At 65.1% G+C, this 13,764-nt stretch carries 10 protein-coding genes and 1 pseudogene; 3 read left to right on the top strand and 8 right to left on the bottom strand.

Annotated elements, in window-relative coordinates; genetic code table 11:
• Positions 1-63: 63 nt before the first annotated feature.
• From NDY25_RS03200 to gloA2, 4 genes are all read right to left on the bottom strand, one after another.
• Positions 64-513 (bottom strand): DUF2147 domain-containing protein, encoded by a 450-nt coding sequence (locus NDY25_RS03200; protein WP_006450214.1) that lies wholly within the window; start codon positions 511-513, stop codon positions 64-66.
• Between the two features lie 105 nt (positions 514-618).
• On the bottom strand, positions 619-4,209 hold the full coding sequence (locus tag NDY25_RS03195; RefSeq protein ID WP_168958374.1) for an ABC transporter permease/M1 family aminopeptidase: 3,591 nt from the start codon (positions 4,207-4,209) through the stop codon (positions 619-621).
• Between the two features lie 12 nt (positions 4,210-4,221).
• The gene (locus NDY25_RS03190; RefSeq protein WP_006450216.1) at positions 4,222-5,115 is read right to left on the bottom strand and encodes an ABC transporter ATP-binding protein; all 894 of its coding nucleotides are present in this window, start codon (positions 5,113-5,115) and stop codon (positions 4,222-4,224) included.
• Between the two features lie 207 nt (positions 5,116-5,322).
• A complete protein-coding gene (gloA2, locus tag NDY25_RS03185) occupies positions 5,323-5,712 on the bottom strand; it encodes an SMU1112c/YaeR family gloxylase I-like metalloprotein (protein ID WP_168958375.1) in 390 nt (129 codons plus the stop codon).
• Positions 5,713-6,122: 410 nt separating this feature from the next.
• Between gloA2 and mmuP the strand changes: the two genes are divergently transcribed.
• Both mmuP and mmuM read left to right on the top strand, forming a co-directional pair.
• The gene (mmuP, locus tag NDY25_RS03180; RefSeq protein WP_168958376.1) at positions 6,123-7,520 is read left to right on the top strand and encodes an S-methylmethionine permease; all 1,398 of its coding nucleotides are present in this window, start codon (positions 6,123-6,125) and stop codon (positions 7,518-7,520) included.
• On the top strand, positions 7,517-8,479 hold the full coding sequence (mmuM, locus tag NDY25_RS03175) for a homocysteine S-methyltransferase (RefSeq protein WP_256627763.1): 963 nt from the start codon (positions 7,517-7,519) through the stop codon (positions 8,477-8,479). Before mmuP ends, mmuM begins: the two co-directional genes overlap by 4 nt.
• A 20-nt stretch (positions 8,480-8,499) precedes the next feature.
• Here the strand turns inward: mmuM and NDY25_RS03170 are convergent.
• A pseudogene (locus NDY25_RS03170) lies at positions 8,500-10,434 on the bottom strand (DUF885 domain-containing protein); the annotation flags it as partial.
• A 184-nt stretch (positions 10,435-10,618) separates the two neighbouring features.
• Here NDY25_RS03170 and NDY25_RS03165 point away from each other — a divergent pair.
• Positions 10,619-11,482, top strand: a complete 864-nt coding sequence (locus NDY25_RS03165; RefSeq protein ID WP_233366480.1) for an AraC family transcriptional regulator — start codon at positions 10,619-10,621, stop codon at positions 11,480-11,482.
• On the opposite strand, the gene NDY25_RS03160 is transcribed toward NDY25_RS03165, so the two are convergent.
• From NDY25_RS03160 to NDY25_RS03150, 3 genes are all read right to left on the bottom strand, one after another.
• Entirely contained in the window at positions 11,448-12,038 is a 591-nt protein-coding gene (locus tag NDY25_RS03160) for a LysE family translocator (RefSeq protein WP_168958380.1), read from the bottom strand. The two genes, NDY25_RS03165 and NDY25_RS03160, sit on opposite strands and share 35 nt — an antisense overlap.
• A 228-nt stretch (positions 12,039-12,266) precedes the next feature.
• Positions 12,267-13,043, bottom strand: coding sequence for a queuosine precursor transporter (locus tag NDY25_RS03155; RefSeq protein ID WP_168958381.1), 777 nt, complete (start codon positions 13,041-13,043; stop codon positions 12,267-12,269).
• A 4-nt stretch (positions 13,044-13,047) separates the two neighbouring features.
• Entirely contained in the window at positions 13,048-13,722 is a 675-nt protein-coding gene (locus NDY25_RS03150; RefSeq protein ID WP_023903330.1) for a DUF502 domain-containing protein, read from the bottom strand.
• Positions 13,723-13,764: the final 42 nt, after the last annotated feature.

Below are 13,764 nucleotides of genomic sequence, written 5' to 3'. Positions count from 1 at the left end.
CGCACAAAAAAGGCGCCCTTGCGGGCGCCTGCTCTTACCGATTGCCCAATCCCGATTCCCGATTTACTCGCGAATCCAGGTCTGGGTCCGGCCCAGCGCCTCGATGCCGACATAGCCGCGCATCTGCAGCTTCTTGCCGCCGTCGGTCAGGGTGACCTTGGCCTTGTAGGTCTTGCCCTTGGCCGGATCGAGCACCGAGCCGCCGCTCCACACCGCAGTGCCGTCGGGCTTGAGGCCCCACAGGATGGTCATGCCCTTGATCGGCTTGCCTTTCTGGGCGCCATCGCATTTGTCGCAGAGCGGGTTCGGGCCCTTGTCCGATTGCAGGATGTCCACCACCTTGCCGCTCAGCGTGCCGTTGCCGGTCTGTTCGATCTGCACCACCGACTTGGGCTTGCCGGTCTCGTCGTCGATGGTCTTCCAACGGCCCACCGGCGAGTCGGCGGCCTGGGCCAGCAGCGAGGCCGCAGCCAGCGGCAGGGCCAGCATCAGGGTCTTGAAGGTCTTGCGCATGTGTCCCCTCCCAGGGATTGCTGTGGCCGCCGTCGGCGGCCTGATCGCAATGTATACCGTGGAGTATGGTCGCGGAAAGACGCGCTGCGGCATGCGTTCATTCGGCTATTGCAGCGTCACCTGCTTGCGGTTGTCCTCCGGCACGCGGTCGATCAGTTTGTTGTCGGGGTCGAAGCCGGCTTCGGCAGGCAGGCCGTCGACCATGACCGTGAAACTCGGCGCGACGCTGGTGATGTGCTGACGCTGTAGATACAGCACCGGTGCTTGCGCGTCCTTGCCAGCGGCCTTCCCGTAAATCGCCACCTCGATCCAGTCGTCCAGTGGCACTGCGTGCTCCTTGCCCTTGCCGTCGGCCTGCAACTTGGCCGCATGCGTCTGCACGGTGACCTCATAGCGCCCATCGGGGCGCTTGCGTGCCTGCGCGCTCACCACGCGGTTGTCGTAGAAGGTGATCTTCTCGAACAGGTCGGTGATCAGCCCTTGCTGGTCCGGGCGCGCCTCGGCCCGAATGGTCTGCAGCAGCTCGGCCGAGGTGGTGTAAGGCGGTTGTTCGAAAGCCTTGGCGGCCAGGAAGCGCTGCAACGCGCGGTTGAGCGCCTGCTCGCCGATCTCTTCGCGCAGCCGGTAAAACGCCAGCGAGCCCTTGCGGTAGTGGATGTATTGCTGGTCTTCCACGCGATACAGTGGCAATTCCTCGATGGTTTCGCCGCCACGGCCTTCCAGATAGCGGTCCAGTTCGTACTTGAGAAAGCGGCGCATGTGGGCGCGTCCGTACTCGCGTTCCATCACCATCAACGCCGAATACTGCGCCAGCGATTCCGACAGCATGGTGGCGCCTTGCACGTTCGCGCCGATCACCTGATGCGCCCACCATTGATGCGCCACTTCGTGGGCGGTGACATAGAACACGTAGTCGATATCGTTCTTGTCGCGCAGATCGGCAATGAAGCCGATCGATTCGGAGTAGGGAATGGTGTTGGCGAACGACTGCGCAAATCGCGCGTAGCCGGGGAACTCGATGATGCGCACCTGATGGTGCTGATACGGGCTGAAATTGGCTTCGTAATAGGCCAGCGATTTCTGCACGCTCTCGATCATGCGTTGCACGTTGTATGGGTGCTTGGGGTCGTAATAGATTTCGATGGGGATGTTCTTGTAACGCGCCTTGCGCACTTCCCAGCGTGCCGACAAGTAGGCGTAGAAGTTGAGCATCGGGCGGTCCATCACGTAGCGGAAGCAGCGCCTGCCATCGCGTTGGAATTCTTTCTGCAGATAGCCCGGTGCCAGGGCGATCTGATCCGGTGCGGTGCAGACGGTGCTGGCAAAACCGAGCCAGTCGGCATCGTTGCTGACGTAGTTGTTGGCACGCGCGGCCTGATCTTCCAGCTTGGGCATGCGCGTGGGTTCGCCCAGGCCGCGCTTGCGGCGGTCGTTGCGGTCGGTGATCTCGGTCTGCGTGTTGTAGCCGAACCAGGGCAGCAGGGTATTGTTGAAAAAGCTGCCGTTGGCGACCAATTCGGTTTGCGCCTGTTCGGCGGTGAGGCCGTGCGGATGCTGGTCCACGCGGAAGCGGAACACGCGCTCTTCGCCAGGTTGCAGCGGCTTTTGCAGGCGATAGATGCGATAGCCGGCCGGGACGTCGTGCGTGGTCAGGGTCTGCCCGCCCAGATCCACCTTCACCAGGCTGCGCTCGCCAGTGCGGCCTTGCATGCCGATGTGCACCTCGCTGATCGGTGCGGTGTGGGTGTTGCGCACTGTCCAGGTGGCATCGACGACGACCGACTGGGTTTCCGGATGCAGGTCGACATGGTTGTCGATCGCGATAATGCGCGGCTGCGGCAGATCCTTGTACTTGCGGTAATCGCGCTCGTAGCGCGCCTGCAGGTCCAGCCGCTGTTCCGGCGACAGGAAGCTGTTGTAGACGTTGGTGTTCCAGTACAGCCAGCCGCCGACCGCCGCGAAGCCGAGCAGGGTGGCCGCCAATGCCGCACCGGTCGGGCTGCGCAGGCGCCGCAATGCCAGCCGCACACGCTGTCGCAACCCGTGGCCCACGCCGCGCGGCCAGAATGCCGAGGACAGCAACAGCAAGGCCAGCAGGAACACGCCCCAATAGCCCTGGAACCACAATTGCCCTGGCAAGAAGTGCCCGTAGCCGTTCATGTCCGAATACGGTGCGTTGGGCCAGCCGCCGAAGGTGTAGAGGTTCTGGGTGTAGTCGAGCATCGAAAGTACCGACTGCCCGATCAACACCAGCATCAGCAGCGCATAGCCGGCGAACTTGTTGTTGCTCAGCACCTGCAGCACCAAGGCCATGCCGCCCATCAGCACGTACAGCACCGAGCCCAGTGCCAGGGTCTTGAGATACAGCAGCGGCTCGATGCTGGTGTAGCCACGGCCAAGCTGCAGCGCGATCGAGGTCAGCGCACCGGCGAGCTGGAAGCTGGCGATCACCGCCAGCAAAGCGACGAACTTGCCGAGCAGCGGCACCCAATCCGGTACCGGCATCGCGTCGGTGATGCCGTCGATGCGGTTGCTGCGCTCCTTCCACACCAGCTCGCCGGCATAGAACAGCACCACGATGATCAGCAGAAAGCTGTAGCTGTTCTGCAGCGCCTCCAGCATCAACGAGGTCACCGGCAGCACGGCGGTGCCGTAATTGCGCGAATTGAACAAGGCAGTCGGAATGAAGTTGGCCAGGCCCAGCAGCAACAGCACCACGAACGGCGCACTGCGCAGTACACCCAACGTGTCGAAGCGGATCTGCCGCAGCAGCTGCTTCCAGGCGGTCGCCGCGCCGAAGCTCGGTGTGACCGACAGGCGTGTGGTGGTGACGCGCGTGCTGGTGGGCCCCGCATCGGCAGGCGCAATCGCGCCAGCGCCACGGCGCCGACGGGTGCCGCTGCGCTCGGTGCGAAACAGCGCGAAGGTGGCGGCGAACAGCACACCGCTCATGCCCAACCACACCGCGCGATTGGCGAGCAGATAGCCGGTCAATGGCGGCAACTGATGATTGCGCTGGTCCACCGACCAGTAGCGCAGCGTCTGCGACAACGCGCGGATGCCGAGCGGGTCCGACAGCGTGGCGATCCACACATTGTCCAGGTCGGCCATCAGCGCACGGCTCACGCCATACAGCACGAAGAACACGATCACGCCGATATAGACCCACAGGATGCTGCGCGTGGTCACCGCCAGCACCGACAGCAACGCGGTGGTGAACAGCAGATTGGGCAGCACCAGCACCAGCAACGACCACAGATAGGGCAGCACTGCGACCGGGCCGAGCCGTGCCTGATCGATCCACGGCATGAATTGCGCCGCGAACATGCCCAGCGCGATCACCACGTACATCACCATGCCGGCGATCAGCGCCGCGCCGATGCGGCCAAGCAGATAGTCGCGCCGCCGCACCGGTGTGGAAAACACCAGCTCGGCAGTGCCCAGGTCGAAGTCGCGCAGCAAGGCATTGCTGACGAACAGGGTGATCACCAGCAGACCGAGCAGGCTGAAAAGCCCCAGCAGCGTGGCGATCACGGTCGGCGCATTGCGCAGCACGTTGCCGATGCCGCCGCCGATCTGCACCGCATCGCTGGACAGTGCGGCAAACGCAAGCAGCGCGTACAGCGCAGCCAGCAGCCACAGGAAGGGCGAGCGCAGTTGTTCGCGCAGCTCGAAGCGCAGGAACGCCAGGATCATCGCAGCGCTCCGTCAGGCAGCCAGCGCTTGCTTGCGCAGGCGCTGGAAATAGACATCCTCGAGATCGGGAGCGACCTGTTCGAAACCCGGCTCCGGGCAGTCGGCACTGAACACGTGGATCACCGGATGCCCGGCAATCAGGCGCGTGGACAGCACGGTGAAGCGTGCCTCGTAATCGGGCAACGCCTGCTTGGCGACCTGTTTGCGCCAGACCTGCTGCTGCAGCATGTCGATCGCATCGGCGGGCCGCCCGGTCAGCAACACCTGGCCCTTGTTCATGATGGCCATCGTCGGGCACAGGTCGGTGACGTCTTCGACGATGTGGGTGGACAGGATCACCACCACGTTCTCGCCGATTTCGGCCAGCAGATTGAGAAAGCGATTGCGCTCTTCGGGGTCCAGCCCGGCCGTCGGCTCATCGACGATGACCAATTGCGGGTTGCCCAGCAGCGCCTGCGCAATGCCGAAACGTTGCCGCATGCCGCCGGAATAGGTGCCGAGCTTGCGCTTGCGTGCATCCCACAGATTCACTTGCTGCAATAGCCGCTCGACCACCTCCTTGCGTTGGCCGCGATGGCTCAGCCCCTTGAGCACGGCGAAGTGATCGAGCATGTCCAGCGCGCTGACCTTCGGGTACACACCGAAATCCTGCGGCAGATAGCCCAGCCGGCGGCGTAAGGCGTCCTTGTCGGTGAGCACATCGATGCTGCTGCCGTCGGCGCCGGTCAGGCTGACGCTACCCGAATCTGGCTCCTGCAGCGTGGCCAGCGTGCGCATCAACGACGACTTGCCGGCGCCGTTTGGGCCCAGCAAGCCGAACATGCCGCGAGGAATGTCGAGGGTGACGCCTTGCAGCGCATGCACGCCATTGGCGTAGGTCTTGGACAATGCACGGATCTGCAGCATGTACGGTTCCTGTGTCCTGGTGTGGTTCGATCTTCATGGCGTTACCGCATTGCCGCATCCGCCGAAAGTCACAGCGACCATCGACTACCAGCGGCTAACAAAACATACCGAGCGCCCGCCTGGCGGCCGCGCAGTAGCTTTGTTGATCGCTCTGATTCTTCGACGTGCCTCCGTGGCGGATGTGACCGAACCTGCCGGGTCTGCTGCTCAACCGATTTCGTACAACTCCAGCGGCAGCTCATCCGGGTCGGCAAAGAAGGTGAAGCGGCGGCCGGTGTATTCGTCGATGCGGATGTCTTCGGTGGCCACGCCGTGCGCGTTGAGATGCGCGACGGCCGCGTCCAGCGCGTCGACCCGGAAGGCAAGATGACGCAGCCCGCGCGCTTCCGGGCGGCTGGGCCGCAGCGGTGCGTCGGGAAACGAAAACAGCTCGATCTGGCCGCCGTCGGGCAGCGCCAGATCCAGCTTCCAGGAATCGCGCGGCTGCCGGTAATGCTCAGCGAGTACGCGCAGGCCCAGGACGTCGCAATAGAACTGCTTGGAGCGCGCATAGTCGCCGGCGATGATCGCCACGTGGTGAATGCCGGCGAGCATCATGCGGCGCCTCGCACGCGATGGGGGAGCTGGCGCTGCCCCGCGTCGCTAGCGGCCAGCATGGATGCGCGACACGCGGCGACAGCGATGGCGATGGCATCTGCAATACGTGCAGGCAGCGAAGATGCACTCCAGCGCTGCGTTTGCGCGTAGGTGCGTGTGTGCAAGTCGTGTGGCATGTCAGCGGTCCGGATGAGCAGTGGCGAGGATACCCCCGGGGTGCCCGGAGCGTGTCGTGCAGACCAGGCCAGGCCGGGCGCGGCGCGCGCTGGAGCGCATTGAGGCAGAACGCCGCGCGCGGTATCGCCGCACGGCATCGCGGATTGTTGGTGCCGCGTCACGGCTGGCCAACGCGTGGCTGTGCTCGCCTGCGCGCGCATGGCAGGATGCTGGGCCACCGACCCGTCCTGCCGATGCCCGAACCCACCTCCAACGCCGCACCGCAATTCCAGCGCAGCATGCAGGTGCGCCATCTGGTGATGCTGTCGCTGGGCGGTGTGATCGGCACCGGGTTGTTCTTCAACACCGGTTACATCATCGCCAGCACCGGTGCGTTGGGCACAGTGATCGCGTATCTGATCGGCGCATTGGTGGTGTATCTGGTGATGCAATGCCTGGGCGAGCTGGCGGTGGCGATGCCGCAGACCGGTGCCTTTCACTTGTATGCCGCGCGCTATCTCGGCCCGGCCACCGGCTACGTAGTGGCGTGGTTGTATTGGCTGACCTGGACGGTGGCGTTGGGATCGAGCCTGACCGCTGCTGCGTTCTGCATGCAGTACTGGTTCCCGCACACACCGGCATGGCCGTGGTGTCTGTTGTTCTGCGCGCTGATCTTCGGCTTGAACACGGTGTCGGCGCGCTGGTTTGCCGAGGGCGAATTCTGGTTTTCGTTGATCAAGGTGATCACCATCCTGGTGTTCATCGTGCTCGGTGGTGCTGCGGTGGTCGGCGTGTTGCCGTTGGCCGATGGTTCGCCGGCCCCCGGGCTGCGCCACCTGCGCGCCGATGGCTGGTTTGCGCAGGGCAGCTTGCCGATTTTGATGACGATGGTGGCGGTGAACTTCGCTTTCTCCGGCACCGAGTTGATCGGTGTTGCCGCCGGCGAAACCGCGCAGCCGGCACGTGCGATTCCGCTGGCGATCCGCACCACGCTGGTCCGGTTGGTGGTGTTGTTCGTTGGCACCGTGCTGGTGCTGGCCGCACTGTTACCGGCCGAGCAGGCAGCAGTGGAGACCAGCCCATTCGTGCGCGCCTTCGAATTGCTGGGCATTCCGTATGCGGCCGACATCTTGAATGCAGTGATCCTCACCGCGATCCTGTCGGCGGCCAATTCCGGCCTGTACGCAGCCGCGCGCATGCTGTGGTCGCTGGCCAACGAAGGCACGCTGCCGGCGCGGCTGGCGCGCCTGACCCGGCGCGGCATCCCGTTGCCGGCATTGGCGTTGAGCATGCTCGGTGGCCTGTTGGCGCTGCTCACCGGCGTGTACGCGGCCGACACCGTGTTCGTTGCGATCTCGGCAGTATCGGGTTTTGCGGTGGTAGTGGTGTGGCTGAGCATCTGCGCCTCGCATTACTTTTTTCGGCGCCAGTTGCTGCGCGACGGCATCGCGCCGGAGAGCCTGGCGTATCGCGCGCCGTGGTATCCGTGGACGCCGATCCTGGGGTTTTCGCTGTGTCTGCTGGCCTGTATCGGGCTGGCATTCGATCCGCAGCAACGCATCGCGCTGTGGTGCGGCATCCCGTTTGTGGCGCTGTGCTACGGCGCCTACGCACTCACGCAATGGCTTGCGACCCGGAGACAGCACGCATGACGATTCTTCCCCGCCGGCCGCGTGCCGACGCGCCTTTCAGCCAGGCCCTGCAGCACGATGGCTATGTGCTGCTCGATGGCGCGCTCGCCACCGAACTGGAACAACGCGGCTGCGATCTCAACGATGCGCTGTGGTCGGCGCGCGTGCTGATGGAGCAGCCGGAGCTGATCTACCAGGTGCATCGCGACTACTTCGCCGCCGGCGCGCAGTGCGCCATCACTGCCAGCTACCAGGCCACACCGTTGGGCTTCGCCGCGCGCGGGCTGGACCTGGCACAGTCGCAAGCGCTGATCGCACGCAGCGTGGCGTTGGCGGCGCAGGCGCGCACCGATCATCTGCTTGCCCATCCACAGGACGCGCCGTTATGGGTGGCCGGCTCGGTCGGGCCTTACGGTGCGTATCTGGCCGATGGCTCGGAGTATCGCGGCGACTACGCTCTGCCGTTGGCACAGCTGATGGACTTCCATCGCCCGCGCATCGCCGCGTTGGCCGAGGCGGGTGTGGATGTCCTGGCCTGCGAGACGCTGCCTTCGGCGAGCGAGATCGTGGCACTGCGCCTGTTGCTGGAAGAATTTCCACAGCTGCATGCATGGTTTTCCTTCACCTTGCGCGATGCCGCGCATCTGAGCGACGGCACGCCGTTGGCACAGGTCATCCCGGCGCTGGATGCTTGCAAGCAAGTGATTGCAGTGGGCATCAACTGCATTGCACTGGAACACGTCACCGCCGCCTTGCAGACGCTGTCCGCGCTGACAGCGCTGCCGCTGGTGGTGTATCCCAATTCGGGCGAGCACTACGATGCCGGCGACAAACGCTGGCACGCAGGCAGCACGACGGCATGCAGCTTGGCCGACCAGCACGCACAGTGGCTGGCGGCCGGTGCGCGGTTGATCGGCGGTTGCTGCCGCACCGCGCCGCGCGACATCGCCGCGTTGGCGGCTGCGCGCGCGGCGGGCTGAGCTGGCTCAGCTGGCTCAGCCTTTTGCGTGGCGATCCAGCGCTGGATCTTGTCCTGCAGGATCTCCAGCGGCACCGAGCCGTCCTTGAGCACTTCGGTGTGGAAGGCGCGCACATCGAAGCGCGGCCCCAGTTCGCGTTGCGCCTGTTCACGCAGCTGCGCGATCTTCATCTCGCCGACCTTGTAGGCCAGCGCCTGGCCGGGGATGGCCATGTAGCGGTCCACCTCGGCTTCGGCATCGGTGCGGCTCATGCCCGAGTTGTCCAGCATGTAGTCGATCGCCTGGGTGCGGCTCCAGCCCTTGCTGTGCAGGCCGGTGTCAGCCACCAGACGAATCGAGCGCCACAGCGCGTTCTGCAGATAGCCGTAGGTGTTGTACGGATCCTGATACAGCCCCAGCTCGCGTCCCAGCGACTCCGCGTACAGGCCCCAGCCTTCGATATACGCCGTCTCGCCGCCCAGGCGGCGGAACTTGGGCAGATCGGTCAGCTGCTGCTGCAGCCCGAGCTGGAAATGGTGGCCGGGAATGGCCTCGTGCAGATACAGGCTCTCGGCCTCCCAGGTCTTGCGCGAGGGCAGGTCGGAGGTGTTGACGTAGAAGATGCCCGGCGTGCTGCCGTCGCCGTTGGGGCGCATGTACGAGCCGCTGGCGGCCGCTTGCGCGCGCTGCGCTTCCACCACACGCACTTCCAGCGCCGGCATGCCCTGGACATTGAACAGGCGCGGCACCGCCAGCTGTACACGGCCCTGCAACCCACGGTAATAACCCAGCAATTCGGTGTCGCTGCGGAAGGCGAAGCGCCTGTCGGTCTGCATGAACTTGTAGAACTTGGGCAGGTTGCCGCGGAACTTGACCTGCTTGGCCAGCGCGGCGATCTCGCCCTGCAGGCGCGCGACCTCATCCAGCCCGATCTGATGGATCTGGTCCGGGGTCAGCTCGGAGGTGGTGCTCTGGCGCACGTCGTAGGCGTACCAGGCCGCGCCATTGGGCAGCGCTGTCAGTCCGTCGGTATCGCGGCAGGCCGGCAGGTATTCGGTGGCGATGAAGCCGCGCAGCTCCCGGTAGGCCGGCATGATGCGCACTTCGATCAAGCGCTTGTATTCGGCGGTGATGCGCTGCTTGTCGGCCTCGGGCATGTCTGCCGGCAGGTTGCGCACCGGTCCCCAGAACAGGCTGTCTTCGGCATTGCGCGCGATGATCGCATCCAGCTGCGGCAGCACTTTTTGCATCAGCACCTTCGGCTGCACCACGCCGGCCTGCATGCCGGCGCGCATATTGCTGATCGCCTGGTCGAACAACTCGGGGATGCCGACCGCACGCCGCGACCAGTTGTCGTAGTCCTTGACCGTCTTGAACGGCTGCGCGCCGGTGCCCGAGCCCAGCACCACCGCGATGCTGGCGATGTTGTAGAACTGGTTGATCGGCAGCATCCAGCTGGGGAACTGCTCGGCCGCCAGCGCGCTGCGCGCGTCGCGCACGAAGATCTGGTAGCTGAGCAGGTCCTGCCCGCTCAAACCGTCCGGCCCCAACGCTTCGGCCTTGCCCAGCCACAGCACGGTGAAATCGTGCGACTGTTGCCGGAACGCCGGCGACAGGAAGTTGGGCAACTGGTCGTTGTAGCGGGTTTCGCCCTGGAAGGTGGCCTGCAGCGGGTTGAGCTTGAGCGAGGCATCCCAGTACTGGTCGTAAAGCAGGTTGAGCTGCTGCGCCGTGGTCAGCACCACGGGCGGGGCGACGACGCGCGGCTTGGCCTTGGCGGCTTTGCCCCCTTTGGCAGCCTTGGTGGTCCTGGCCGCCGGCTTGGCGGTCTTCTTGCCTTTGCTCGCCTTTGCGCGCGTTTGCGAGGTCTGTGTCTTGCCGGGTTTCTTCTTGGCCGCATCGGCGGGCGCTGCCAGCGACAGGCTCATGATGGCGGCCATGGCCAGGGACAGCAGGCGGGAAAAGCTGAGGGGCATTACCGGCTCCGGGAACAAGCGAGCGGGGAGCTTGCCCGATCCGCACCGTTCAAGCCACCCACCCAGCCCATGGGGCGCGCCTGGAATTCATGAAGCCCGCGTTGCAGATGGGCGGCGCACACGCATGTTGCAGTGCGATAGTCTTGCGCGCATGCAACAGGATGAATCGACACGCGGGACGCAGTTGCCCCTGCAATGCGGGCAGGGGTTCTGGCGCGATGCGGCATTGCCCTTCGTCGAACTGCGCCAGGTGATCAACAGCCGCACGCTCTGTTATGCGGCGCATACGCACGAGCAATGGTCGGTGGGTGCGGTGGATCGCGGGCTTGCGCGTTACCGCAATGGACGCGTGCGGGCGCAGGTGGGCGCGCAGTCGCTGACCTTGATCAACCCCGGCGATGTGCATGCCTGCAATCCGGATCCGCAGCAGGACTGGTCGTTCCGCATGCTGTATCTGGACGTGGCGTGGCTGCGCGAACAACAACGCGCACTCGGTTTGGCCGGCAATGCGGATGTGCACATGCTGGCAGCGCCGTTGTGCCAGACGCCGGCAGCCTACGCTGCTTTCGACCGCATGCATGCGCTGCTGATCGACGACAACGCCGATGCGCTTGCACGCGAGAGCGCGTTGATCGCGTTCGTGGCGCGGCTGCATCTGCATGTGGAGCCGATGAGCCGTGCGGTTGCGGTCGATACCGGGCCGATGCGGCAGGTGGCCGAGTATCTGCAGACCCATCATGCGCGTGCGGTGTCGCTGCGCGAACTGTGCACGCTGGCCGGGATGCCCGCGCCGCGCCTGATTCGCGGTTTTCGTCAGGCCCATGGTCTGACCCCGCACGCGTATCTGCTGGACTGCCGGTTTCAGCGTGCGCGTGAGGCCTTGCGTCGCGGTGGCGGCATTGCCGAGGTCGCCTATGCGCACGGGTACGCCGACCAGGCGCATCTGCAGCGCAGCTTCAAACGCGCCTGGGCGGTGACACCCGGGCACTATCGCAGTGCCGGACCCCATGCCCTCAGCAGAAGTCCATCAGCAGATAGACGGCGCTGAGCACCAGCAGCGCGGCCAATACCCGGTTCAACCGGCGCAGCTGTTTTGGTACCTGCACATGCCGCCGCAGCACTGCACCGGCCAGCAACCAGCACGCCAGCGAGGGATAGCAGATCAGCGCATACACCGCCGCAAAGCCGGCCAGTTGCGTGCTGCCTGCCGTTGCATACAGGGCCACGCCGGAGGTCGCCGCCAGCCAGGCTTTGGGGTTGAGCCATTGCATCGCCGCACCGGTCCAGAACGAGGCGGCCGGGCGCGGCCTGGCAGCATCGATGACGCCATCGTCGCGCAGCAGGCGCCACGCCATGTAGAGCAGAAACGCCACCCCGGCCAGATGCAATGCGCGTCCGAGCAGCGGCCAGCGCACCAATACCTGCTGCAGGCCCATGCCGACCAACAACAGCAGCGCCACGAAGCCCACGGTGGCCCCGATCACGTGCGTATGCCCGGCACGCGCGCCAGCGCTGGCGCCGGTACTCAGCGCGACCAGGTTGACCGGGCCGGGCGAAATCGAGCACACCAGCGCGAAGCTCGCCATTGCCACAAGATGATCCATTGCGCGACGTCCATAGCGGGGCGCAACAGCATGGCCAGCGAGGGCGATGACGGATTGAACAAAATTTCGACGGGCGACTTTCGTCCGCTAGAAGTGGCTGACAAAGCGGAGCTCGCAGTCGTGATGTGCACGGGGGCGTGTTCTCGGAAACACGGCGGTCGAGTGCGACACGCCGTTGCGGGCGCTGCGCGTACCTGGCGGTGAGCGCGTTCGTCTTGCCGGCTACGCTCAGTCGGCAGCGGCTTCCTCACGCAACTGCTCGGCGCGTGCGGCACCCAGATACGCGGTGATGGTGCGGCGCGCCAGATACAGCAGCGGGATCAGCGCGATCGCAAAGCCCATCTTGTAGACGTAGTTGAGCGTGCTCACCGCCAGAAACTGGTCGATGGACCAATGCTGCGGCCCGAGCACGAACGCGATGTAGATCACCACAAAGCTGTCCACCAACTGCGACACCGCCGTGGAGCCGGTGGCGCGCAGCCACACGTGCTTTTCGCCGGTGACGCGGCGGATGCGGTGGAACACCGAGACATCGATCAATTGGCCGAACAGAAAAGCCACCAGCGACCCACCGATCGTCCACAACCCTTGCCCGAACACCGCCGCGAACGCCGCCTGATAATCGGGCACGCCCTGGCTCTGCGCTGCGGTGACCCACCAACCGGCCGGCGCCAGCGCGATCGCAGCGAACGCAAACACGAAGCCGTAGCCGATCAGCGCCACCGCCACCCACGAGATGAAGCGCACCCCGCGGCTGCCGAAGAACTCGTTGATGGTGTCGGTCATGATGAACACCACCGGCCACAGCAAGGTGCCGGCGGTGAAGCTGAGCGAGCCGGTCTGGCCGAACAGGTTCCAGTTCAACGGCGCGATGCCGAGCGTGTCTTCCAGGGAGAAGATCTTGACGCCGATGAACTCGGCCAGCGCCGCGTTGACGCAGAAGAACGCGGCCAGTGCAATGAACAGGCGGACCGCACGATCGTCGAGGGTACGCACCTGTGTCATGGCGTTAGCGATCCGCGGTACGGGTGAAGGGCACCGACTCCGGCGCCACCGCGCCGCCGGAGATGATGAAGCTCATTGCCTGATCCACGGTCCAGTCGGTCGGCGTGAGCAACTCCACCGGCACGATCTCCAGATAGCCGGAGGTCGGGTTGGGGGTGGTCGGCACATACACTGCCGCCAGCTCGCGGCCGGTGCCTTGTTCCTTGATCACGCGCGTGACCAGGCCCACCGACTTCATGTCGCGGTGCGGGAAGTCGATCAGCACCACGCGCTGGGTGCTGCCGGGCTGGGTCTGCAGGATGTCGAGCAACTTGCGCGCGCTGTCGTAGACCACGCTGGCCAACGGGATGCGCCGCATGATCGCCTCGAACCAGCGCAACAGGCGCTGGCCGATCACGCGCCGGCTCAGGATCCCGACGAACAGGATCACGCCCACGGTGGCGATCAGCGCGATGGTGTTCTGCACCCACAGCGCCTTGATCCAGCCCAGATAGTCGGGGAACGAGGCGGCGATGCGTTCGGACAACGGCACCACCCACGGGCTGCTGATGCCAGAGAGCAGCGAGAACACGAACTTCACCACCACCCAGGTCAACCAGACCGGCAGCAGGGTGAGCAAACCGGTCAGAAAGACCCGTTGCAGGGAAGGGCGGGGATGCGGAGTGGGGGATTCGGACATCCGCGCATTGTAGGCACTCGGCCGGGTCCGGTGCAGACCCGA

It is taken from the genome of Xanthomonas hortorum pv. pelargonii, assembly GCF_024499015.1.
In the GTDB taxonomy this organism is placed as follows: domain Bacteria; phylum Pseudomonadota; class Gammaproteobacteria; order Xanthomonadales; family Xanthomonadaceae; genus Xanthomonas; species Xanthomonas hortorum_B.
The sequence above is the reverse complement of the archived record's forward strand: the minus strand, read 5'-3'. Positions and strand labels throughout refer to the sequence as shown.